Source organism: Photobacterium aphoticum (assembly GCF_001029435.1).
GTDB classification, from domain to species: domain Bacteria; phylum Pseudomonadota; class Gammaproteobacteria; order Enterobacterales; family Vibrionaceae; genus Photobacterium; species Photobacterium aphoticum.
The window spans coordinates 406,628-429,177 of sequence record NZ_LDOV01000010.1; the positions used below are offsets into that span (position 1 = coordinate 406,628).

At 49.5% G+C, this 22,550-nt stretch carries 20 protein-coding genes and 1 pseudogene; 10 read left to right on the forward strand and 11 right to left on the reverse strand.

Features of this window, described 5'->3' with window-relative positions; translation table 11 throughout:
- Positions 1 to 5: 5 nt before the first annotated feature.
- On the reverse strand, positions 6 to 1,145 hold the full coding sequence (locus tag ABT58_RS05825) for a hypothetical protein (RefSeq protein WP_053062990.1): 1,140 nt from the start codon (positions 1,143 to 1,145) through the stop codon (positions 6 to 8).
- Positions 1,146 to 1,457: 312 nt separating this feature from the next.
- Here ABT58_RS05825 and ABT58_RS05830 point away from each other — a divergent pair, with 312 nt between their 5' ends.
- Positions 1,458 to 1,739, forward strand: a complete 282-nt coding sequence (locus tag ABT58_RS05830) for a hypothetical protein (RefSeq protein WP_047873375.1) — start codon at positions 1,458 to 1,460, stop codon at positions 1,737 to 1,739.
- A 93-nt stretch (positions 1,740 to 1,832) separates the two neighbouring features.
- Here the strand turns inward: ABT58_RS05830 and ABT58_RS05835 are convergent, their stop codons facing one another.
- The 5 genes from ABT58_RS05835 to ABT58_RS05855 form a co-directional block, all read right to left on the reverse strand.
- The gene (locus tag ABT58_RS05835; RefSeq protein WP_082210977.1) at positions 1,833 to 2,810 is read right to left on the reverse strand and encodes a hydroxymethylglutaryl-CoA lyase; all 978 of its coding nucleotides are present in this window, start codon (positions 2,808 to 2,810) and stop codon (positions 1,833 to 1,835) included.
- On the reverse strand, positions 2,803 to 3,738 hold the full coding sequence (locus ABT58_RS05840; RefSeq protein ID WP_047873376.1) for an enoyl-CoA hydratase-related protein: 936 nt from the start codon (positions 3,736 to 3,738) through the stop codon (positions 2,803 to 2,805). Before ABT58_RS05840 ends, ABT58_RS05835 begins: the two co-directional genes overlap by 8 nt.
- 25 nt (positions 3,739 to 3,763) lie before the next feature.
- Positions 3,764 to 5,392 carry a carboxyl transferase domain-containing protein gene (locus ABT58_RS05845; protein ID WP_047873377.1) on the reverse strand — a complete coding sequence of 543 codons (1,629 nt, stop codon included), beginning with the start codon at positions 5,390 to 5,392 and terminating at the stop codon, positions 3,764 to 3,766.
- 99 nt (positions 5,393 to 5,491) lie between these two features.
- Positions 5,492 to 6,661 carry an isovaleryl-CoA dehydrogenase gene (locus ABT58_RS05850; protein WP_047873378.1) on the reverse strand — a complete coding sequence of 390 codons (1,170 nt, stop codon included), beginning with the start codon at positions 6,659 to 6,661 and terminating at the stop codon, positions 5,492 to 5,494.
- A gap of 36 nt (positions 6,662 to 6,697) precedes the next feature.
- Positions 6,698 to 7,063 carry a MerR family transcriptional regulator gene (locus ABT58_RS05855; RefSeq protein ID WP_047873379.1) on the reverse strand — a complete coding sequence of 122 codons (366 nt, stop codon included), beginning with the start codon at positions 7,061 to 7,063 and terminating at the stop codon, positions 6,698 to 6,700.
- A gap of 180 nt (positions 7,064 to 7,243) precedes the next feature.
- Between ABT58_RS05855 and ABT58_RS05860 the strand changes: the two genes are divergently transcribed.
- The 7 genes and pseudogenes from ABT58_RS05860 to ABT58_RS05890 all read left to right on the forward strand — a co-directional run bounded on the left by ABT58_RS05860 (position 7,244) and on the right by ABT58_RS05890 (position 15,360).
- A complete protein-coding gene (locus ABT58_RS05860; RefSeq protein ID WP_047873380.1) occupies positions 7,244 to 8,491 on the forward strand; it encodes a thiolase family protein in 1,248 nt (415 codons plus the stop codon).
- 42 nt (positions 8,492 to 8,533) lie between these two features.
- Positions 8,534 to 10,057: pseudogene (locus tag ABT58_RS05865) on the forward strand (CoA-acylating methylmalonate-semialdehyde dehydrogenase); the annotation flags it as partial.
- Between the two features lie 174 nt (positions 10,058 to 10,231).
- A complete protein-coding gene (locus ABT58_RS05870; RefSeq protein ID WP_047873381.1) occupies positions 10,232 to 11,392 on the forward strand; it encodes an acyl-CoA dehydrogenase family protein in 1,161 nt (386 codons plus the stop codon).
- Positions 11,393 to 11,473: 81 nt separating this feature from the next.
- Positions 11,474 to 12,256 carry an enoyl-CoA hydratase gene (locus tag ABT58_RS05875; protein ID WP_047873382.1) on the forward strand — a complete coding sequence of 261 codons (783 nt, stop codon included), beginning with the start codon at positions 11,474 to 11,476 and terminating at the stop codon, positions 12,254 to 12,256.
- Positions 12,257 to 12,325: 69 nt separating this feature from the next.
- Complete coding sequence (locus ABT58_RS05880; RefSeq protein ID WP_047873644.1) at positions 12,326 to 13,552, forward strand: enoyl-CoA hydratase/isomerase family protein; 1,227 nt, start codon at positions 12,326 to 12,328, stop codon at positions 13,550 to 13,552.
- A gap of 80 nt (positions 13,553 to 13,632) precedes the next feature.
- Positions 13,633 to 14,538, forward strand: a complete 906-nt coding sequence (gene mmsB / locus ABT58_RS05885) for a 3-hydroxyisobutyrate dehydrogenase (protein ID WP_047873383.1) — start codon at positions 13,633 to 13,635, stop codon at positions 14,536 to 14,538.
- A 42-nt stretch (positions 14,539 to 14,580) separates the two neighbouring features.
- A complete protein-coding gene (locus ABT58_RS05890; RefSeq protein ID WP_047873384.1) occupies positions 14,581 to 15,360 on the forward strand; it encodes an SDR family oxidoreductase in 780 nt (259 codons plus the stop codon).
- Between the two features lie 26 nt (positions 15,361 to 15,386).
- Here ABT58_RS05890 and ABT58_RS05895 read toward each other — a convergent pair whose 3' ends face one another.
- The 4 genes from ABT58_RS05895 to ABT58_RS05910 all read right to left on the reverse strand — a co-directional run bounded on the left by ABT58_RS05895 (position 15,387) and on the right by ABT58_RS05910 (position 18,588).
- Entirely contained in the window at positions 15,387 to 15,494 is a 108-nt protein-coding gene (locus ABT58_RS05895) for a hypothetical protein (protein ID WP_047873385.1), read from the reverse strand.
- A gap of 236 nt (positions 15,495 to 15,730) precedes the next feature.
- Positions 15,731 to 16,252: an NUDIX hydrolase gene (locus ABT58_RS05900; protein WP_047873386.1), complete on the reverse strand. Its 522-nt coding sequence runs from the start codon at positions 16,250 to 16,252 to the stop codon at positions 15,731 to 15,733.
- 174 nt (positions 16,253 to 16,426) lie between these two features.
- On the reverse strand, positions 16,427 to 17,476 hold the full coding sequence (locus ABT58_RS05905) for a GGDEF domain-containing protein (protein ID WP_047873387.1): 1,050 nt from the start codon (positions 17,474 to 17,476) through the stop codon (positions 16,427 to 16,429).
- 149 nt (positions 17,477 to 17,625) lie between these two features.
- Positions 17,626 to 18,588 (reverse strand): alpha/beta fold hydrolase, encoded by a 963-nt coding sequence (locus tag ABT58_RS05910; RefSeq protein ID WP_082210979.1) that lies wholly within the window; start codon positions 18,586 to 18,588, stop codon positions 17,626 to 17,628.
- Positions 18,589 to 18,935: 347 nt separating this feature from the next.
- Here ABT58_RS05910 and galE point away from each other — a divergent pair, with 347 nt between their 5' ends.
- A complete protein-coding gene (gene galE, locus ABT58_RS05915) occupies positions 18,936 to 19,952 on the forward strand; it encodes a UDP-glucose 4-epimerase GalE (protein ID WP_047873388.1) in 1,017 nt (338 codons plus the stop codon).
- A 131-nt stretch (positions 19,953 to 20,083) separates the two neighbouring features.
- Here the strand turns inward: galE and ABT58_RS05920 are convergent, their stop codons facing one another.
- Entirely contained in the window at positions 20,084 to 20,713 is a 630-nt protein-coding gene (locus tag ABT58_RS05920; protein ID WP_047873389.1) for a DUF2238 domain-containing protein, read from the reverse strand.
- A 410-nt stretch (positions 20,714 to 21,123) separates the two neighbouring features.
- On the opposite strand from ABT58_RS05920, the gene ABT58_RS05925 reads away from it, so the two are divergent.
- Positions 21,124 to 22,464, forward strand: coding sequence for a DEAD/DEAH box helicase (locus tag ABT58_RS05925; RefSeq protein ID WP_047873390.1), 1,341 nt, complete (start codon positions 21,124 to 21,126; stop codon positions 22,462 to 22,464).
- Positions 22,465 to 22,550 lie beyond the last annotated feature (86 nt).

Below are 22,550 nucleotides of genomic sequence, written 5' to 3' on the forward strand. Positions count from 1 at the left end.
TGCGATTAGTCAGGGAGCGGGATTTTGCGCGCTAAGCGATCGATTCCGCCTTCGGTGGTGAAGAACATCTCAAATTCAAACATGATGCCGGGGTTGATTCTGTAATCAAACTCATCCTGAAAATCCAACTCCGGTGTGACGGTCATATAGAGCCAATCTTTGTATAAGCGGTGTTTCCACGATACGGACACCCATGCATTGGTGATGGAGTAGTTAGGTCTTGAATCGGCACTCACACCAATCGAATACTGCATCAGATTATTGGCATCGAGACGATCAAAAATTTCCGCCTGTTGTACAAATTCCCAATTGTTATCGGTATCTAAGTATTGTGCGCTGGAGCTGAGCTTGAGGATCGTAAGCGGGTCTTGCGGGTTAGCAAAATAAAAATTAAACGAGGTGATCGCCCCAGGTCCTTTGGAGTGGTAATAGAAAATTTCCTGTTTAATGCGACTGGTCCAGGTTTCACTGAGGCGATCAACGCGACGTAGATCGGCACGGGTAAAAGGGTCGAGAGGCAGTTTGATTTTCAGACCCACATCAAAGTTGGTTTTCCAGCTGCCCCATTGACGGCCTTGCAAGCGAACCCCACCCACAGCGCCGGATAAACTGCTGTCACTGTTATCACTGATCCCGCGTTGTTTGTCTTCTAAGCGGTCAAAATCATCCGGATCGGTTTCTAAAATCAGTTTCCAATTCTTTTTAGTATGGGGCAGGTCGAGTTTGAGTTTAACGCTGGCATCGCCGCTAAAATACTCGCGATGGCTGTATCTGGGTTTGAACTTAATTTTGAGATAACTGCGATTCTTCATCGGTTTTTCATCGTCTTTCTTTGCGATGAAATGATCAAAACTGGTGCCGTAATAGTGAATCGTATCTGAGATAGAATCTTGCGTCTCATCAATCCATTCCTGAAAGTCTGCGTCTTCCTCATCCTCGTCATCAGCCAGTCTGTCCCCATTGAAGTTCGTGTCATAAAGATAGGCATCATAGGATGAAGGCGCAGTTGTTGGCTGTTGTGTTGGTGAGGTGCTTTGTGGTTCAGAGGCATGACTGTTTCCGCTAATGATAACGGAGACAGAAGTAAGAAACAGCACATAGACGGCACATGGGCAACGAAGGAACCGATGAAAAAACAGAAACATCCACACTCCTTCAGTTGATTGAATACAGCAAGGGTAGTACTGCTAAGTATAGAAGTTGGCGTTATTGAAAATATCTTTCGCGTGAGAATGAGAAAAGTGAGATCTCATTCCAAAATTTGAATCGTGATACGTGTAATGAGAATAAGACACGTCAGAAATCTTTAGGGTTTGTTTGTTAAAACAGAAAGATAGGTTTTATCACAATATGAAACACATTGTTCTCCCCGTAAGGAGGAAAGTAATATAAAGCTCAACTACACTCTAATTGTATTGAAAACAAGACAGCCTCGCCAAGTGAACTGGAGTGTAATCATGGACAGTGTAGATTTCGACGGTATTAAGCGTGACGTGTCAGACAAAGTAAAATTGATCTTTGAAACCTTTGAGGATAACCATAACCGTTTACCCACAATGGAAGAGTTTCGCGTATTGTTTCACGACCATGCGGAACACTATATTGGTCCAGAAGATCGATTGAGCATTGAAGCGGGTTATCAAGGACGTGAGAAGATGCAAGAGCGTGAGCGAAAACTGTGGCGAGTGGTGAATGAACTGGAAGCCGAACAGCGCTGCTTACGGACGGACTGGGACTAGTCCCTTTATCGTCAAAGCCACCTCCAGAGAGCCTGTTGTTTCAGGTTCTTTTTTTGCCTGCTAATTATTGGCCAATTCTTTCTTGTTATCTCTTTACCTCTTATTTTTTAATTGAGCCTTCAACGCTAAAGAGACATGAGAGCGGGGGCGAATATTTAACGCTTGGCAAATGTGCCATCCCGCTTCGGCCAATAAAGGTAGGCTTACACCCGTTTCAATTCCTAACTGATGACACAAATACACCACATCTTCAGTTGCCACATTGCCGCTGGCCCCGGGGGCATATGGGCATCCGCCTAAACCGGCGACGCTGCTGTCGATGGTGGTGATCCCCATGAGTAATGCTTGGTAAATATTGGGCAGCGCTTGCCCCCAGGTATTGTGGAAATGCACGGCTAAGACGTGTTTGGGGAGTTGTTGTAACACGGCATCCAGCATTTGACCTACTTTAAGGGGCGTACCTGTGCCTATGGTATCGCCTAACGATACTTCGTAGCACCCCATGTCATAAAGTTGTTTGGCGATGGTCGCCACTTGTGTTGGTGATGTCGGACCGTCATAGGGACAATCTATTACGCAGGATAAATACCCGCGCACGGGAATATGATGCAGGCGTGCCAGCGAGATAACAGGCGCGAAACGGTCAAGGCTTTCAGCAATAGAGCAGTGAATGTTGTGTTGGCTGAACCCTTCAGATGCCGAGGCAAAGATCGCCACCTCATCGGCATGGCCTGCCAGCGCTAGTTCAAACCCACGTACGTTGGGTGTGAGGGCTGAATAAGTCACTGTAGGGTGTCGGTCGATGGTTTGAATCACGGCAATGGAATCAGACATTTGCGGTACGCGTCGGGATGAGACAAATGCTCCCGCTTCAATATGGGTTAATCCGGTTTTTGAGAGGGCATTGATGAAGGCGATTTTCTCTTGTGTGCTGACTTGAGATTCGTTTTGAAGCCCATCACGTGCGCCCACTTCATACAAAGTAACTTTATCAGGCAAGCATTGTTGTAATGCTTCAATAGAGGCATGTGTGCCATTGATGAAGTGCGAACTGTGCTGTCGGTTACTCATCGTCCATGTCCTTATGATTGTTTTGTTCATTGGCTTTGTTGTTATCTTCCGACGTATCATTGCGATAAGGCTTGTTTTGCCAATGTGGCACACGTTTATTCAGGAATGCGTTTAAGCCTTCTTGCCCTTGTGGTGAGGCGCGAACCGCAGCGATGATGCGTGCAGTTTCCTGCCGTAATGCCTCTGAAAGCGGTGTGCTGTCACACAGGTGGCAGAGCGACTTACTGATCTGCATAGCATCCGGGCTGTTTCGCAGCAGGTGCGCAATAGTGTCTTGAATGGCGATATCTAAAGATGCTTCGTCGGGCAGCACACGGTGAAAAAGGGAAGTGGTCAGCGCCAGTTCACTATCAATGGGTTCTGCGGTCAGCATGAATCGTCGCGCATGACGCTGGCCCATCACCCGGCAGACATAAGGGGAAATAGTTGCCGGGGCTAATCCTATTTTGACTTCACTTAAGCAGCACTGGGCAGAGGCGGTGGCTAAAACCACGTCGCAACAACACAATAAACCAATCGCGCCACCATAGGCATTGCCTTGTACCCGCGCCACTGTCGGGACGGGAAAGGTGTCTAAGGTATGCAGTAGCGCTGCCAACTGCAGGGCATCTTGATAATTCTCTTCTTGCGTGGCGGATACCATACTCTGCATCCAACTCAGATCCGCACCGGCACTGAAATGTTTACCTGACGCTTGTAACAGCAATACCCGAAGTGGGGGCGTACCATCGTCAGGGACGATCATGCCTTTCAGCTGTTTGAGCGTCACCAGTAATTGGTTGATCGTCTGTGCATTGAAAGCGTTGTGTTTATCTGGCCTGTCTAATGTCAGCGTGGCAACACCGCGATCATCAATGTCACACCGAATGTGTGCATCAGTACCATTAGCATCCGAAGTCTTTCCTGTTGTCACAGAGATCGATGGCATAGTCACTTCCTACATTCAGTTACTGCTACATCCTGAAAATACCAAAGGTGGTGTCGACAATAGGCGCATGTTGAGTGGCATCCAATGCCTGGCGTAACACGGTACGGGTCTCTCGGGGATCTATAATGCCATCATCCCAAAGTCGGGCGCTGGCGTAATACGGTGACCCTTGTTCGTCGTACACATCACGGATCGGCTGTTTGAAGGCTTCTTCCTCTTCTTGGCTCCAAGGTTCTCCGTTCTTGGCTTTGTTTTCACGGGTCACTTGTGCCAGTACCCCTGCTGCCTGTTCGCCACCCATCACGGAAATGCGGGCATTGGGCCACATCCACATCATGGTCGGGCTGTAGGCGCGACCACACATGCCATAATTACCCGCCCCGTAAGAGCCACCAATAATCACGGTAAATTTCGGCACTTCCGCACATGCGACGGCCATGACCATTTTGGCACCGTGCTTGGCAATGCCTTCGGCTTCGTATTTGCTGCCAACCATAAATCCCGTGATGTTTTGCAAAAAGACGAGTGGGATTTTTCGCTTGCAGCAGATCTCAATAAAGTGCGCACCTTTCTGGGCAGATTCTGAAAACAAGATGCCATTATTGCCAATAATACCGACCAGATGGCCACCAATCGATGCAAAACCACACACGAGAGAGCTGCCGTACATGGCTTTGAATTCATCAAACGCTGAATCGTCCACAATGCGGGCAATGACCTCGCGAATATTGACCGGCATACGCAGATCCGTACCGACAATCCCCAGCAGTTCATCAGCGGGGTAACGGGGTTCAAGGCTATTTGTAGGCGCGGTGGTGGTAGGTGCAGTGGGTTTGGCTATGGACTGATCAATACTACAACTCGACACCGCCTGACGTGCTAACTCAATGGCATGGTCTTCATTTTGGGCAAAGTAATCCGCCACGCCGGAGGTTTTACAATGCACATAAGCGCCGCCGAGGGCTTCTGCTGTCACCACTTCGCCGGTGGCCGCTTTTACCAGTGGTGGGCCGGCAAGGAAAATAGTGCCTTGTTCTTTGATGATGATGGAGACATCTGCCATGGCGGGCACATACGCGCCACCCGCTGTGCAGGAGCCCATGACGACAGCAATTTGGGGAATGCCTTTGGCGGACATTCTGGCCTGGTTGTAAAAGATACGGCCAAAATGATCCCGGTCGGGAAATACCTCGGCTTGGTGGGGCAGATTAGCGCCGCCGGAATCCACCAAATAGAGGCAGGGCAGATGACAACGCTCAGCAATCTCTTGTGCGCGTAAGTGCTTTTTCACAGTCAGTGGGTAATAGGTACCGCCTTTGACGGCGGGATCGTTGGCAACAATCATGCAGTACACGCCATTGATTTGGCCGACCCCCGCGACAACCCCCGCACAAGGGATATTGTCCTCATACACTTTCCACGCCGCAAATTGGCCAATTTCCAGAAAGGGGGTATTAGGATCCAACAGCAGGGCAATACGTTGGCGCACCGGGTATTTGCCTTTTTTGCGTTGTTTATCGATAGCGGCCGCACCGCCACCGGCTTGTAGGGTGGCGATGTGCGTATGAAGCTGATCAACCAATGCAGACATATTCTGATGATTGGACTGATAAAACGCGTCACTTGGATCAATGGCGGTTTGAATTATGGTCATAGGCTGTCCCTCATCCCTTATGCGGTTAAAGCGCCGTGAAAAGTGAACTTCAACATGCAGTTAAAAGTGCAGCAAAAAGTGCAATGAAAGCGCCAGTGATTATTCAGATTCTTTAAATAGCTCACGACCAATCAGCATGCGGCGGATTTCAGAGGTGCCGGCACCAATTTCGTACAATTTGGCATCCCGTAATAACCGACCCGCAGCAAATTCATTGATATACCCATTTCCGCCCAGTAACTGGATTGCGTCTAACGCCATTTGGGTGGCCAGTTCAGCGGCAAACAGGATGACACCAGCAGCATCTTTACGTGTGGCTTCACCGCGATCACAGGCTGCCGCGACTGTGTATACATAGGCGCGGGCAGCATTGGTGCGGGTATACATATCTGCGACTTTGGCTTGTACTAACTGAAATTCCCCGATGGCGCGGCCAAACTGTTTGCGGTCGTGAATATAAGGCAGCACGAGATCCAAACAGGCGCGCATGATCCCCAGTGGTCCCGCTGCCAGTACCACGCGTTCGTAATCCAACCCGCTCATCAGCACTTCGACACCGTGGTTCAGGGGACCAAGCAGATTCGCCGCCGGTACCTCACAGTTCTCAAACACTAATTCGCAGGTGCTTGACCCGCGCATGCCGAGTTTGTCGAGCTTTTGGGCAGTACGAAAACCACGAAAGCCGCGCTCAACAATAAAGGCAGAGATCCCATGCGCCCCTTCATCCGGATCGGTCTTGGCGTACACAACGAGCGTGTCAGCTTCCGGCCCGTTGGTGATCCACATCTTATTGCCGTTCAGGATGAATACATCGCCTTCAAGGCGAGCGCGTAACTGCATATTGACCACATCGGAGCCAGCTTGCGGTTCGCTCATCGCCAACGCGCCAACATGGGTGCCCTGAATCAACGGCGGCAGGTAAGTCTGCTTTTGTTCCTCTGTGCCGTGGCGATAGATTTGGTTCACACATAAGTTGGAATGCGCGCCGTAACTGAGTCCGACAGACGCCGATGCGCGACTGATTTCTTCCATGGCAATCACATGGGCAAGATACCCCATGTTGGCACCGCCGTAGGCTTCATCCACCGTGACGCCGAGTAAACCCATTTCGCCCAGTTTGGGCCACAGGTGCAGCGGAAACTGGTTACTGGCATCGATCTCGGCAGCCAACGGTGCAATGGTGTCGCTGGCGAAGCCATTAACATGTTCACGAAGTAAATTGAGGGTGTCGCCTAAACCAAAATTGAGTGGTGTGAAGGGATCTGTCATACGGTTACCCCTGTCAAAATTGACGTATTAAGACGGTTACTGCCCGAGGGCTTGCTGGCAACGCTGTCGAGCAAGGTGGAGCTCATTCATGACGACATTGATGTCTTCAAGCTGGCGTTGCAGTACCGCTTGTTTGGCATCAATAATAGCCAGCATTTTATTGAGTTGGGTTTGGCTCTGCTGGGTGTCATATAACTCGAACAGTTCACGGATTTCAGCCAGAGAAAAGCCCAGACGTTTACCGCGTAAAATCAGCTTTAATCGGACTTTATCGCGACGGTGGTAAACACGCATGCTGCCGCTTCTTTCTGGCTGGAGTAAGCCGACATCTTCGTAAAAACGGATGCTGCGCGTCGTGATATCAAACTCTTTGGCCAGTTCGCTGATCTTATAACTATCCACCAGGCGATCCCCCTAGATTCAGTGGTGACGTACAGCAAAACGTCACGGAATAGCACGGCGTTAACCGCTCGATATCGCCCTGAACAGGACTTGCTGATGTGTTTATTTTGTTTCTTAACGTTTACGTAAATGTTAGTGCTATGCTTACGTAAACGTCAAGTTCATGACGGGGGACGAAATATGCGCAAAGAGGTTTGGGTGATTGCGGCAAATCGCACACCGATTGGCAGTTTTCTGGGCGAGCTATCGTCACTCACCGCACCGCAATTAGGCAGTCAAGCGATTGCCGGGTGCTTCAACGTATTCAATGTTCCGTCTGCGGGCGACACCGCCACCTTTTCTCCGGATGATATTGGTGAAGTGTTCATGGGCAATGTGCTGTCTGCCGGGTGTGGGCAGGCGCCGGCTCGACAAGCGGCCCTAGGAGCCAAACTTCCAGAATCGGTGCCATGTACCACCATCAATAAAGTGTGTGGTTCGGGCATGAAAGCCGTGATGATGGGGGTCGACAGCATTATTGCGGGGACGCAAACCGCAGTCGTGTCAGGGGGCATGGAAAGCATGACCAATGCGCCTCATCTGCAAACGCAAGCGCGCTCAGGGCAGCGACTGGGTAATGCGGTCTTGCATGATCATATGTTTATAGATGGCTTGTTGGATGCCTATGAAGGCAATTTGATGGGGGTGTATGCCCAGCAGATCGCCGATGAGAAAGGTTACAGCCGAGAAGCGATGGATGACTGGGCCATTCAATCGGTCAAGCGCGCTCAACAGGCACAGGCGCAGGATTGGTTTCATGATGAAATTTCATCGGTCTGTGTCTCACATCGCCATGACACCTTAAACATCGCCCAAGATGAACACCCGCAAGAAGTCGACACACAAAAAATTTCCCGCTTAAAACCTGCTTTTTCCGCTGATGGCACTGTCACGGCGGCCAATTCCAGTGCGATTTCAGATGGCGCAGCCGCCTTGGTGCTGGTGGATGCGGACATGGCCAAAGCGAAAGGGTTACAGCCGCTAGCGATCATTCGCAGTCATGCCAGCCATGCCCGTGCCCCCAGCGAATTCACGATTGCCCCTGTTTTTGCCATTCAAACACTCTTGTCCCAGTTAGATTGGTCGGCTGACAGTGTCGATTTATGGGAAATCAATGAAGCGTTTGCGGTCGTAACTCAGATAGCGGTTGATGCTTTGGCGTTGGATGCAGAAAAGGTCAACGTTTGTGGGGGAGCCTGTGCGCTGGGCCATCCGATTGGTGCCAGTGGGGCCAGAATCATCGTGACGCTGATCCACCAACTCCGCCGTTTGCAGCAGCAATCCTCTCAGTCCTCTCTGCCATTAAGAGGAATTGCCGCATGCTGTATTGGTGGGGGGGAAGCCACCGCCATTGCGATTGAAGTGCCGGTAGGAACCGTACCTCAATAATCTCGCTGACAGGTATTGAACTGAATACATTGGGAGGCAAAGATGTCTGACTCCAATCCATCTACGTTTTTTGCTTTTACGAATTCTTCCACCTCTGCGCCTGTTTTGCCGCTGTACATTAATGGGGCGTGCCAAGTCTCAGCCAGCAAAGAAACACTGCCGGTGACCAATCCGGCCACTAATCAGGCCATTGCTCATGTACCGCTTGCGACAGAACAAGAAATTACCGCTGCGATTGCCGATGCGAAAGCGACCTTTGAGTGCTGGCGTGATGTCCCTGTACCGGATCGTGCCCGTTTAATGTTGAGCTATCAGCAACTCCTGAAAGCGCACCATGATGAACTCGCGGCATTGCTTTCCAGTGAAACCGGCAAAACCTTGGCCGATGCCAAAGGGGATGTATGGCGGGGCATTGAGGTGGTGGAGCAAGCCGCCAATATTGCTAGTTTGATGATGGGAGAAACGGTCGAAAATGTCGCCAGCGATATCGACACGTATTCATTGATTCAGCCACTGGGCGTGTGTGCGGGGATCACGCCATTTAATTTTCCAGCCATGATCCCGTTATGGATGTTTCCTATGGCCGTTGCCGCCGGGAATACGTTTGTGCTGAAGCCCTCAGAGCAAGTGCCATTAACGGCGATTAGATTGGCCGAACTGTTCTCGCAGGCGGGGGCACCCAAAGGGGTGTTGCAGGTTGTGCATGGGACACAGGATCAAGCCCAGCAATTGCTGACCCATCCCGATATTCGCGCGGTGTCATTCGTGGGCTCCGCACCTGTGGCGAAAGCCATTTATCAAACTGGCACCGATCACGGTAAACGGGTGCAAGCCTTTGCGGGGGCAAAAAACCACATGGTGGTGATGCCAGATGCCGATATGGGTCAGGTGGTGAATCATTTGGCCGGTTCAGCTGTCGGGGCCGCAGGCCAGCGCTGTATGGCTATCTCTGTCGCGGTATTGGTCGGCCAAGCAAATGCCCTTATCCCTGAATTAAAAGCGGCGATGGCCAAACTCACGCCTGGCGTATGGGATGACGAGAAAGCGGGATTTGGGCCATTGATCAGTGCGCAAGCCAAACAGCGTGTTACTGCCTTGGTGGAAAGCGGTATTGAAGCCGGTGCTGTGTGTGAACTGGATGGCCGTGAGTGTACGGTTGAAGGCGTGCCTAACGGTCATTGGTTTGGGCCCACATTGTTCACCCATGTCACGCCCGACATGGCGATTTATCAGCAGGAAATTTTCGGCCCAGTCTTAGTGTGTGTGGCGGTGGATTCATTGGATGAGGCTATCGCACTGGTCAATGCCAATCCCTATGGTAACGGTACGTCTATTTTCACGGCCAGCGGTGCCGCTGCGCGAAAATATCAGCATCAAGTGCAAGTCGGGCAAGTCGGTATAAATGTGCCGATCCCTGTGCCGTTACCGTTTTTCTCTTTTACCGGCTGGCGGGGCAGTTTCTATGGGGATTTGCACGCTTACGGTAAACAAGCGGTACGTTTTTATACCGAAACCAAGACGGTAACCGCGCGATGGTTTGATGAGTCGATTCCAGACGGCACGAACAGCCAAGTGATGTCATCCGACTCGTCATCGGGTGATGAAGAGCGAGGTGATGCAGCATCTAATGCGCCGAATACGACTATTCACCTACGATAGGTCACACTAGGTTGATGATTGCATTATCGATTGAAGATGATACCGCGTTCGATGCACGTACAGATAGAAGAGGGAATCGCGATGGACTTTAGCCTGACAGATGATCAACGCGCCTTCATCCAGGTTGCTGAACAATTTGCACAAGACAAACTTGCTCCGCATGCGGCTGAATGGGATGCCAATCAACACTTCCCCAAGGATGTGCTGCGTGAAGCCGGAGAAATGGGTTTTCTGAGTTTATATGTCCCGCAATCTGAGGGTGGGCTTGGTTTATCCCGTTTGGATGCCTCGCTGGTGTTTGAACAACTCGCCATGGGCTGTACCTCGACCACCGCATTCATGACGATTCACAACATGGTCAGTTGGATGATTGCCAGCTTTGCAACGGAGAGTGCCAAAGCAGCCTTTTGTCCGCGCCTGCTGACCGGTGAATGGCTGGCATCTTACTGTTTGACAGAACCCAATGCGGGATCGGATGCCGCTTCGTTAACCACCTCTGCACGGCGAGAGGGGGGCAACTATCGCATCAATGGTGCCAAAGTGTTTATTTCCGGTGCTGGCGCGACAGATGTATTACTGGTGATGGCGCGGTGCCAGGATGACAAGAAAAAAGACAAAGGCATCACGGCTTTTATTGTCCCTGCTGATGCCGAGGGGATCAGTTACGGACGCAAAGAGCCGAAGATGGGATGGAACAGTCAGCCTACACGGACAATCACGTTCGATAATGTGGTGATCCCAGAGGCGAATCGCTTAGGTGATGAAGGTGAAGGCTTTCATTTTGCCATGAAAGGGCTGGATGGCGGTCGGATCAATATCGCAACGTGTTCAATTGGTACCGCTCAGCAGGCCCTGAATCAAGCGACGCAGTATGTCACGGAACGCAAACAGTTCGGCCAGTCTTTGTCGCAGTTTCAAACCGTGCAATTTACGTTGGCCGACATGACGACCGAGTTGGTGGCGGCGAGACAGATGGTACGTTATGCCGCGTTTCAATTGGATCAAGGCCATCCTGAAGCCACGGCTTACTGCGCGATGGCGAAACGCTTTGCCACGGATATCGGGTTTAAGTTGTGCGATCAAGCGCTACAGTTGCACGGCGGTTATGGCTATATCAAAGAATACCCGTTAGAGCGTTATTTTCGAGATGTGCGGGTGCATCAAATCTTAGAGGGGACGAATGAGATCATGCGTTTGATCATTGCTCGTCGGGTGCTTTCTGAAGGCAGTGCTTTACTTTAAGGGCTGATTTTTTCTCCGTGCTTATTTGCATAGAACGCATAAACCGAATAAGCCTTGATATATCCATTGTGAGGAGTGGCTATGAACAATCCAAGCCCGATACAGCTGACGATTCATGATCATGTGGCAGTGCTGACCATGAATAATCCCCCCGCCAATACCTGGACAGTAGACAGCTTGCGGTTGTTGCGCGACACCGTGGAATCCTTAAATGCGAACAAACACATTTATGCCCTGATTTTGACCGGACAAGGGGAGAAGTTTTTTTCTGCCGGCGCCGATCTCAAGTTGTTCGCCAGTGGCGATAAAGCTATAGCGATTGATATGGCCAATGCCTTTGGTGAGGCGTTTGAAACCTTGAGCCAGTTTCGCGGTGTGTCGATTGCAGCCATCAATGGCTATGCGATGGGCGGAGGTTTAGAGGTGGCATTAGCGTGTGATATTCGTATTGCAGAAGCACACGCCGTTTTAGCGTTGCCCGAACCGAAAGTTGGGTTATTACCGTGTGCTGGCGGCACGCAAAACCTGACTTGGCTGGTGGGGGAAGGTTGGGCAAAGCGGATGATTTTGTGTGGTGAGCAAGTGACCGCGTCACAAGCCTTGTCTATCAAATTGGTGGAAGAAGTGGTGGCTTCCACAGAGAGCTATCGTGTCGCCATGGCGATGGCTAACGCGGTGGCTCAGCAGTCGCCGTCTTCTGTTGCAGCGTGCAAACAGCTCATTCAACACGGGCGCACAGCACCGATCCAGCAAGGATTAATGAAAGAGCGGGAAAGTTTTGTGAAGCTGTTTGATACCGAGGATCAAACGGAAGGGGTCAATGCTTTTTTAGAAAAACGTCCACCAAAGTGGAAAAATCAGTAACCGCGCAGACAGAGCAACGCATTCGCATTGAGATAGCACCAGCCAATGATAAGTTAAGGGGAAATGCCGATGACGGGACAAGTAAATATTCAGGTATTACCAAGTACAGAAGGGTTTCACATCGGCGTGGCAGAGCTGGATAACCCCGCCTCATTAAACGCCTTAACCTATGACATGTTGGCACAACTGCATGAGGCGTTAGCGCATTGGCAAGATGACGACACTGTGGCCTGTGTAGTGATCCATGCGGTCGGTGAGAAAGCCTTCTGTGCCGGAGGCGATGTTCGTGCCATGTATCTGCAAATGCATCAAGCGCGCGAGGTGGTGCAAGAGGCAGAACAGGCTGACAGCACACAGGTTGGACAGGAACCGAGCTTGCGGCATGAAGCGGCACTCAAAGCCATGCAGTATCTGACGGATTATTTCACGCTGGAGTATCAAACTGACTACCTCATACATACCTATCCCAAACCCATTATTGTGTGGGGCGGCGGGATTGTCATGGGCGGTGGCATGGGGCTCTACATGGGAGCCAGTCATCGCATCACCACACCCGACAGCCGTTTGGCAATGCCCGAAATCAATATCGGGCTCTATCCCGATGTAGGGGGGACGTGGTTTTTGAATCAGTTACCGCCGGGTGTCGGTATGTTCCTCGGCCTTACTGGCGCGATGGTGAATGCAACCGATGCGCTGGCGTTATCAATGACTGATCACATCTTGCTGACGAATCAGCGCGAGGCGCTATTCAGTGCTTTGCAACAGGCACAATGGTTAGACGTATCGATATTTAGCACCGTTGATCAGGTGCTCTCCAGCTTAGGGGAAAGCGCCATTGATGCGTATCCCGAAATACAAATGCTGCCCTATTTACCGGCAATTCAAGCCGCTTGCCATTCTGGTTCACTGGCGAGCATTTGCCAGCGTATTGATGCACTTCCGCGTATTGCTCATGCCCCGCAATCCGATAAATGGTTGAGCCAAGCGCAAACAGCATTGCGCGAAGGTAGTCCCATTACGGCCCATATCTGTTATCGCCAATTAACCCAGTTTCATAATGAATCTTTAGCGGATTGTTTTCGTATGGAATTAACCCTGTCTGTTCGTTGTGGTGATTTAGGGGAGTTTTACGAAGGTGTGCGGGCACGACTCATTGAGAAAACCGGCCAGCCAGCTTGGCAGTATGCGGATGTGACGAAAGTGGATGACGATGTGATTGATCAGCTGTTTACGCCGTTATGGGCCGATTATGAACACCCGTTACATACGCTCGGTGAGCAATTTTACTTGCATTAAACCAGATGCATTAAACCAGACAACAGGTCATCGCTGTACAACCCGAACAGGTCGGTTCATTCATAGATAGGAGATTAACCATGAAAATTGCGTTTATTGGACTCGGTAATATGGGCAATCCTATGGCGAAAAACCTGCTTGCCGCCGGCCATCAAGTAAATGTGTTTGATCTCAACACGGAGGCATCCGGCGCGTTGGCTTCTGAAGGTGCATTCGTTGCATCGAGTTTGGAAGCTGTCGTTAATGAAGTGGACTGGGTGATCACCATGTTACCGGCAGGCAAACATGTGCGTGAGGTCTATTTGGGGGATCATGATGGCGGTGTTGGATTGCTCAAAATGGTCGCGCCTAATACACGATTTATTGATTCCTCCACCATTGATCCTGACTCCGCGCGGCTGGTGGCATCAGAAGCGGATAAACAGGGCTTTTCATTTGTTGATGCGCCCGTATCAGGCGGCGTCGCGGGGGCACAAGCTGGCACGTTAACCTTCATTGTGGGCGGTACGGATGAGGGCTTTAATCAAGCGAAATCCGTATTGAGTGCCATGGGGAAGAACATCTTTCATGCAGGGAAGGCCGGAGACGGGCAGATGGCGAAAATCTGTAATAACCTGCTGCTCGGTATCATCATGTCCGGTACGTGCGAAGCGTTAAGTTTAGGGATAGATAACGGTCTCGACCCACAGGTGCTGTCTGACATCATGCTGCAAAGTTCAGGGCGCAATTGGGCGTTGGAATTGTATAACCCGTGTCCGGGGGTCATGCCTAATGTACCGGCTGCTAATCAGTATCAGCCTGGGTTTATGGCGAAGTTAATGCTCAAAGATTTAGGGTTAGGACTGGAAGCGGCCACAAGCAGTGAGTCACCCATTCCGATGGGCACGCTTGCACGTAACTTGTACGCCTTCCATTTAGCGAATGGGTACAGCGAAAAAGACTTTTCCAGCTTGTTTGCGTTTTATCGTCAGCGTGATGACGCCTGACAGCGCGATCTTGGGAAAAAAGCTCATAAGAAGGAGCGGAAAATGGAGATAAAGAACTGCACGATTGCCATTACTGGCGCAGGGCAAGGGCTGGGGCAAATGATGGCTATCACACTGGCACAGGCCGGAGCCGATCTTGCCTTGCTTGATGTGAATGAACAAGGGTTGCAAGAAACACAGCGCCAGTGCCATATGCTCAGTGCCAAGGCGTTGACCTATTGTGTGGATATCACCCAAGAAGCCGCCGTTGAAGATGTGTTCGCTGCGATTAAAGCAGATTTTGGGCAACTCAATGGGGTGATCAACAATGCTGGTGTGCTTCGCGATGGTTTACTGGTTAAGCCTGATAAGCATCCTGAGGATCAGAATACGACTGTGATGCAGAAAATGTCGCTGGAGCAGTTCAATACGGTGATGGCCGTGAATGTGGGCGGGACGTTTTTATGTGGACGGGAAGCGGCGGCGACTATGATTGCGTTAGGTTGCCAAGGGGTGATCATCAATATATCCAGCGTGGCTCGTGCCGGGAATATCGGCCAAACCAATTATGCCGCCTCTAAAGCCGCCGTGGCGACGATGGCCGTTGGGTGGGCGAAAGAGTTAGCGCGATACGGTATTCGTGCCGCAGCTATTGCCCCTGGGGTGGTGGAAACTGCCATGGCGAAGCAATTAAAGCCTGAAGCAATTGAGCGGTTGAAAAAGATGATTCCGTTAGGGCGGATCGGTGAAGCGAGTGAGATCGCCCATGCGGTAAAATACATTCTGGAAAATGATTATTTTACCGGCAGGGTCTTAGAAATCGACGGCGGTATGCGGATGTAAAGGCGGCGGATTTCAGCAAAGGAATATCAGCCAAAAAACAAGACAAATAGCGCCAGTCCACCACCGATGACAAACATCAGCATCGCCATGATAGACGCGAATTTATTCAGGTATGGAAAGATTTTGTCTAGCATGTAAACCTCGAGGGATCATATGAACGTTAGCTGTGGCGAACGATGCCACAGTTAACGGGAAATTGCGATGAGAATTCACTGCGAAGACATGTTTCCTAACAAACTTACGCTAACAGAAAAACCGGCGCCTCTGTTTTGGGTTCGGTTTACGTATTATGGCAGTGAAGCCAACGTTGTACTGGGGTAGGGAGCCAGCGCTGCTATATAAAGATGCACAGATAAGTAGATACACAGCGCTAGTTCTTTAATAGCCCCATCGCTTGCACTTTCAAAAAGGTCGCCAGTGTCTTAGCATCTTTAATCTCATTACTGGCGACTTTAGCAAGAAATTCATGAACAGGCAGCGTAACGACATCAATGATTTCATCTTCGTCTAACTCGCCGTCACAGGCGGATAAATCTTTGGCTAAATACACGTGCTGCACTTCATCACAAAAGCCGGGTACCGGGAATAGTTCGCCAAGATGTTGCCACGTTTGCGCTTGCATCTGTACTTCTTCAGCTAATTCACGCTGGGCACACGCCTGAATGTTTTCTTTGTCTTCTAGCGTGCCGGCGGGGAATTCCAGGATCCAATCGTTAATGGCTGGGCGATACTGATGCACCATCACAAATTCGCCGTGTTCAGTCATTGGGACAATAATGACAGCGCCAGGGTGTTTCACGGTCGTGAATTCAACATCACGGCCATCGGGCAGGGTGTGTTGGGCGGATTCGACAGAAAAGCATTTCCATTGACACAGGGTTTTCGTTGTCATGCGGTTATTTCCCTTCTTCGGCTTAGCGGCATTTCACTGTGAATGCTTATATGTGTGGGGGCTTAGCGCGATCTCGTTTATTTCATCGATCTCGTCTGTCTCATCGATCTTGTTAATTTAGTCGATATCGCATCACGCTAAGCCATTCTCTATCACATTACCGTATCGTGTTGATTATCCGATAGCAATCTGATCTCGGCCCCAATTTTTGGCGCGCTCTAAGGCACTGTCAGCTTTGATGTAGTCCAAACTGAAATCCTGAAACTCAACAGCGGTTAAGCCAATGCTGACGGTGACACTGATATTCACCCCAGAATCGAGCGCCAATTGGCAATTAGCCACGTGTTTTTTTAGTGACATGGCAAAGGTTTCGGCGTCATGCAGCGACGTTTCTGGTAATAACAAACAAAACTCAGCACCGCCAATACGGGCAATGTGATCGCCTTGGCGCGCATAGTCTTTCAGGCAAGCCGAAAGCATCATTAGTACTTGGTCGCCTACCGCTAATCCGTAACGGTCATTGATGTCTTTCAGGCCATCGATATCAACAAGTACCAAGGTGAGATCTTTCAGGTAGCGGTTTGCTCGGTATGCTTCCTGATAGTACACGGCCTCAATACCTTTACGGTTCGGCAAGTCCGTTAAAAAATCAGACGTAGCGATTTTCTTCACCCGACGGATGGCCTCGTTACGGTGTTGGGCAAGTAAATAGGCCATCACCAATACCATGCCATAAGCACTGATGTTTTGTAGCGCTTCATTAATTTGCAGGTGTTTTTGACCTAATTCATCGGCACTGATAGCGATATACACCAAACCAAACAGGGAGCTGTACCACCATGCAGGTTGGTGTTTTAGGGCAAAAAAACAGAGTAAGGGAATAGTGAGCGCCATGGTATTGCTGACCAAACTGGTTGCATCGTTATAAAAACCAAACAAACAGGTGGCTGAGGTAAATAAAATGAAAATCCAAATCAACACATAGGGATTCAGGTGGCGCTTATTACAGAGTGACAACAGAAAAGAGAGCGCAGCACCACCGAGAGCCAGTTCAAGAAACAGAACGTGACTGTCAGAGACAAAATGTGAGAAGGCGATGATGAGACTGATCAATCCGGTTAACGGAAAGAGGACTGAAAGCTGATGGTGAAGGGTTTCACGGCTGAGTTCGATGTAAGCGTTATTGTTTGACTGGAGCTGGTGGCTCTTGAAAACCATTGTCATGGTAGGTTGTCCCTAGGTAAAGCAAATCCAGCCAATGCGAAACGGTATGCATTGGCCGGGTAAGCTTAATTCAGAGGGATAGGTATGTCTAATTTTTTGATGAAAAATATGTAATTGTCAGTAGTGAGAACTGTCTCGTGTTATTGCCATTATTGTAAGTATGATTTCACTAACTGTGTGACCAAATCAGGTTGTTCATTGGTGACGCCATGACCGGTATTCGGGATCACAACCATCGGTGCCTGAAGGTGTTTACTCAGAGCAATGCCACTTTCGAGCGGGAAAATTTGATCGTTGTCACCCCAAATCAGCATGGTCGGCGGTAACTCGCGAGTTGGGTAAGTTGAAATTCGGCTTCTGTCATCAACAAGTGATTGGATTAAAGCGGTTTTTTGCTTTTTGTATGATGAAAAATAACTGTCATAAATTTGATCGGCCACGAAATCTGGCATGCGCTTAGGTGTAAAGAAAACGTGATTAAATAAACGGCGCACTTCCTGCCCATTTTCAGGTACAAACAAATGTTCCGGTTTATCAACGCCTGCACGCTGACACAGTGCTGATAGGTCATCATCACTGAATAGCGGACCCGGGCTGGCGATGATGATACTTTTCTCGATGCGTTCAGGTTGCGTCATTAGGTCGTAGGTAACAAAACCGCCGTAAGAAATGCCGGCTACGTTGAATTTTTCGATACCTAAGGTATCCATTAAATGCCAAACCGCATTGGTCTGTGTGGTGAGGTTGGCGTTACCTTGGCTGTAAGAGTCACCAAACCACGCCAAATCCGGCGCGATAACTTTATAGTCTTTGTTCAGATCCAGCATTTCACTTTTCCATGTTGAAATGGCCGATCCCCCGAAGCCATGCAGCAGTAACAAAGGTTTCCCTGTACCACCTACCCAATAACGCATTTTGCCACCGTCCTCTAAAGGCAGGTAATGTTCTTCATAGCCCGCTGCAATTAATTGGTCACGGTCATGATTGGCTTTCCAAGTGACTAATTCGCAACCCGATAGCGCCAGAACGGATAAAATGAATAGCCCATAACGAAGCCATGAAAAGTGGCGATATGTGAGTGAATGTGACAGTAAGTGGTGCAGTACGGTCATGCGTGATCTCCCTGTGAATATTACTCAATATTATACAGTGTTTTATTGTTGGGTGAGAGACAAATTAGGCTCAAATAGATGTGTAATAACTCGTCGTTGACCACAGGATGGAATGAAAATCGCCTGCATATCGAAGTCATGATAACACCCATGGTTTGGCTGATTGATGACGAAGTAAGCATCAATGCCATGAGAAAGGCGTATCTGGCAGAAAGCACATGATTTCACTCAAAGAGAATGGTAGTTTTGCCACACGATTGACCCGTTTAGCATTCTCAAACTGAATGTTGAGGGTATATAATCATATTCAATGATGTGAATAACTAATTGCTAACAGGGAGACACACATGCGTGTTCTAGTAACGGGTGGTATGGGCTACATTGGCAGCCACACTTGCGTACAAATGATTGAAGCAGGTATGACGCCAATCATTGTTGATAATCTATACAACAGTAAGAAGTCTGTGCTGGCGCGCATTGAGAAGTTGACTGGCGTGTGCCCTGCATTTTTTGAAGGTGACATTCGTGACCGTGCATTTCTAGACCGAGTACTGGCAGAAAACCCAGTGGATGCTGTTATCCACTTCGCAGGTTTGAAAGCGGTGGGTGAGTCAGTCGCCAAGCCGTTGGAATATTACGATAACAACGTACACGGTACCTTGGTATTGGTTGAAGCGATGCGTGCTGCTGGCGTAAACAGCCTGATCTTCAGCTCGTCGGCAACGGTATACGGCGATCCAGCGTCTGTGCCAATCACGGAAGACTTCCCAACCAGCGCCACTAACCCATACGGCCGCAGTAAGCTGATGGTGGAAGAGTGTCTGACTGACATTCAGCATGCACACCCTGAAATGAGCATCACGCTGCTACGCTACTTCAACCCGGTTGGTTCTCACCAGTCCGGTGAGATGGGTGAAGATCCACAAGGTATTCCAAACAATCTGATGCCGTTCATTTCACAAGTGGCCGTAGGTCGCCGTGAATTCTTGTCAGTATTTGGTGATGATTACCCAACAGTAGATGGCACGGGTGTACGTGACTATATCCATGTGTTGGATTTGGCGGATGGTCACTTGGCGGCACTGACGCACAAAGGCCGTGAAGCGGGTCTGCACATTTATAACCTGGGTACAGGCAACGGTTTCAGCGTGTTGCAAATGGTTGACGCCTTCTCGAAAGCGGCTGGTGTTGACGTAGCATACCAAATTGCACCGCGTCGTCCGGGTGATATTGCGGAGTGTTGGGCTGATCCGGCAAAAGCGAAAGCGGAACTGCATTGGGAAGCAACGCGAACTATCGAAGACATGACGGCAGATACTTGGCGTTGGCAGTCTGCGAACCCAACCGGTTATCCGGATCTGTAATTCTCGCGCTTTTATCTAACGCATAGATCGAGCGTATAGAAAAGCAAAAGCCCAAGCACGTTATTCTTGCTTGGGCTTTTTTATGTTTGTCTCTTTGTCTCTTTGTCTCTTTGTCTCTTTGTCTTTCTGTCTTAGGCGGTTCTTGACTGTGCAGCGTGAGGCCGTGAGTAGGGTTTTATTATTCCAAAAATCACCAGGCTGGTTATCGCGCCAAGGGTATCCGCCAACATGTCTTTTTGTGCATCCCAAATGTCACCTTGGCTACCTAAAAACTCAATTCCTGCGTCACCGCCCGCTAATACTGCGTACCACCATTCAATGATCTCATATGCCGCCGCAATCGACATGATGGAAAACAAGGCGAACAGTGAAGCTACGACAGGCTTAGCGTGGTTTTTGCGTACCATGTATTCCGCAATAGGGAAGGCATAAAAGCCAATCGAGTAGTGAGCGATACGGTCAAAATGGTTACGGTCAGAGCCGACTAAATCGTTAAACCACTCAAACGGCACATTGGCAAAGGTGTAATGTGCGCCAACGCTGTGCATCAACAACCACATCGACATCATGACGTAGGCGGTATTGGAAAAAGTAAAACGACGGTGTGTGACGACTAAACCAAGATACACCAAAGCGACCGGAATGATTTCAGCAACCCACACTTCAAAAAAGGCAGGATTGATCCCAGACCAGACAATCACGCTGCCGACCAATGCGGCAAGAAAGAGTGGCAGGGCAGTAAAGGGCTTATACGTATCCATGTTGTGGGTCCTCAATCATGTGGTGCTTACCGTCACATCGCTTTTTATAAAAGTACGTTTGTGAACGTGTGTGAGTGAATGCTTAAAACCAATAATACACTGTTTTATTGCGCCGTAAACCCTAATCTGGGGTTTACGGTGAAAGCGGAAGGTCACTCGCAAAATAATGTAAGAGGAAAAAGTAGGCGGCAGTGACATTTGAGTGAAGCGCTATCCATCGCGAATGATGAAAATCTGCCAGACACGCTAGTGGTATGAAATTTTAGGAAAACAGCAGGTATGGCGTGTGCGTCATAAGAAATGTGGTATAATTTTCTGCTAACCAAATTTAGAACTGTGTGACTCGGCTCACGCAGGGTTATGACTGAATACTTTCTGCTCGCACAGAGCAATATGACCGGAGCACCATTTTGCAATTTAAAGATCTTGGATTAGACCAGCGCCTGCTTCAGAAACTGAATCACCTGGCGTTCAATAAACCAACGGAAATTCAACAAACCGCTATTCCTGTCGCGATCATGGGCAAGGATGTGTTGGCATCGTCGAAAACGGGCTCTGGTAAAACTCTTGCGTTCCTGTTACCTGCGATGCAGCGTATGTACCGTAGCAAACCATTCACGCGCCGCGACCCACGCGTATTGATCCTGACGCCTACCCGTGAATTGGCGAAGCAGGTATTTGCGCATTTGCGTCCACTGAATGCGGGCACTCCTTACGATGCAGCACTGATCGTGGGTGGTGAAAACTTTAACGATCAGGTGAAAGCACTGCGTAACGACCCAATGTTCGTTGTGGCAACCCCAGGTCGTCTGGCTGACCACCTTGAGCACCGCAGCACGCACCTTGATGGTCTGGAAATGCTGATTCTGGATGAGGCAGACCGTATGCTTGATCTGGGCTTTGAAGCACAACTGCGCCGTATTCACGAAGCCGCTAACCACCGTCGTCGTCAAACACTGATGTTCTCAGCAACGTTGGATCACGCTGATGTTGTTAGCATTGCGTCTGATATGCTGGATGCGCCAAAGCGTATTTCTATTGGTCACTCTGCAGAGCAGCACTCTGACATTACTCAGCGTTTCTTCTTGTGTGACCACTTGGATCACAAACAAGCGCTGCTGGATAAGATTCTGGAAACAGAAGACTACAACCAGTTGATCATCTTTACAGCGACCCGTTCTGATACCGAGCGTCTGACGAAAGAGTTGAACGAGCGTAAGATGAAAGCGGTAGCGCTAAGCGGTGAGTTGAATCAGGTTCAGCGTAACAACATCATGAGCCAGTTTGAGCGTGATTGTCACAAGATCCTGGTAACAACCGACGTGGCTTCACGTGGTCTGGACATTGACAAAGTGACACACGTGATCAACTTCGATATGCCAAAACATGCGGAAGAGTACGTGCACCGTATCGGTCGTACCGGTCGTGCGGGTAACAAAGGTGATGCGATTTCACTGGTTGGCCCTAAAGACTGGAAGAGCTTCAAGAACGTAGAAGCCTTTTTGCAGCAGACGATTGAGTTCAGCACGATCGAAGGACTGGAAGGCAAGTTTAAAGGCCTGAAACCAGCACCGAAGAAGAAATTCGTGAAGAAGAAACCTGTTGCGAAGAAACCGGTTGAGAAGAAAGTGGCAGCAGCACCACAGCAGAAGAAGCGTATGGATAAGCGTTTCTACGATAATATGGCTGTGGGTGACAACGTATTCATTCCTAAGAAGAAAAAACCTGTCGATCCTGCTGCTGAAGATTAATAGCAAGATATAAAGGTCAATGGGGGATGTGGGGTTACGCCATCTCTCTCTAATAAAAATGCCAGTCTGATGACTGGCATTTTTGT

What these genes read in the sequence shown, in the direction of transcription:
- ABT58_RS05825 (WP_053062990.1), bottom strand. Translation starts at nt 1,145, where the DNA reads ATGTTTCTGTTTTTTCATCGGTTCCTTCGTTGCCCATGTGCCGTCTAT.
- ABT58_RS05830 (WP_047873375.1), top strand. Translation starts at nt 1,458, where the DNA reads ATGGACAGTGTAGATTTCGACGGTATTAAGCGTGACGTGTCAGACAAA.
- ABT58_RS05835 (WP_082210977.1), bottom strand. Translation starts at nt 2,810, where the DNA reads ATGAGTAACCGACAGCACAGTTCGCACTTCATCAATGGCACACATGCC.
- ABT58_RS05840 (WP_047873376.1), bottom strand. Translation starts at nt 3,738, where the DNA reads ATGCCATCGATCTCTGTGACAACAGGAAAGACTTCGGATGCTAATGGT.
- ABT58_RS05845 (WP_047873377.1), bottom strand. Translation starts at nt 5,392, where the DNA reads ATGACCATAATTCAAACCGCCATTGATCCAAGTGACGCGTTTTATCAG.
- ABT58_RS05850 (WP_047873378.1), bottom strand. Translation starts at nt 6,661, where the DNA reads ATGACAGATCCCTTCACACCACTCAATTTTGGTTTAGGCGACACCCTC.
- ABT58_RS05860 (WP_047873380.1), top strand. Translation starts at nt 7,244, where the DNA reads ATGCGCAAAGAGGTTTGGGTGATTGCGGCAAATCGCACACCGATTGGC.
- ABT58_RS05870 (WP_047873381.1), top strand. Translation starts at nt 10,232, where the DNA reads ATGGACTTTAGCCTGACAGATGATCAACGCGCCTTCATCCAGGTTGCT.
- ABT58_RS05875 (WP_047873382.1), top strand. Translation starts at nt 11,474, where the DNA reads ATGAACAATCCAAGCCCGATACAGCTGACGATTCATGATCATGTGGCA.
- ABT58_RS05880 (WP_047873644.1), top strand. Translation starts at nt 12,326, where the DNA reads ATGACGGGACAAGTAAATATTCAGGTATTACCAAGTACAGAAGGGTTT.
- mmsB (WP_047873383.1), top strand. Translation starts at nt 13,633, where the DNA reads ATGAAAATTGCGTTTATTGGACTCGGTAATATGGGCAATCCTATGGCG.
- ABT58_RS05890 (WP_047873384.1), top strand. Translation starts at nt 14,581, where the DNA reads ATGGAGATAAAGAACTGCACGATTGCCATTACTGGCGCAGGGCAAGGG.
- ABT58_RS05895 (WP_047873385.1), bottom strand. Translation starts at nt 15,494, where the DNA reads ATGCTAGACAAAATCTTTCCATACCTGAATAAATTCGCGTCTATCATG.
- ABT58_RS05900 (WP_047873386.1), bottom strand. Translation starts at nt 16,252, where the DNA reads ATGACAACGAAAACCCTGTGTCAATGGAAATGCTTTTCTGTCGAATCC.
- ABT58_RS05905 (WP_047873387.1), bottom strand. Translation starts at nt 17,476, where the DNA reads ATGACAATGGTTTTCAAGAGCCACCAGCTCCAGTCAAACAATAACGCT.
- ABT58_RS05910 (WP_082210979.1), bottom strand. Translation starts at nt 18,588, where the DNA reads ATGACCGTACTGCACCACTTACTGTCACATTCACTCACATATCGCCAC.
- galE (WP_047873388.1), top strand. Translation starts at nt 18,936, where the DNA reads ATGCGTGTTCTAGTAACGGGTGGTATGGGCTACATTGGCAGCCACACT.
- ABT58_RS05920 (WP_047873389.1), bottom strand. Translation starts at nt 20,713, where the DNA reads ATGGATACGTATAAGCCCTTTACTGCCCTGCCACTCTTTCTTGCCGCA.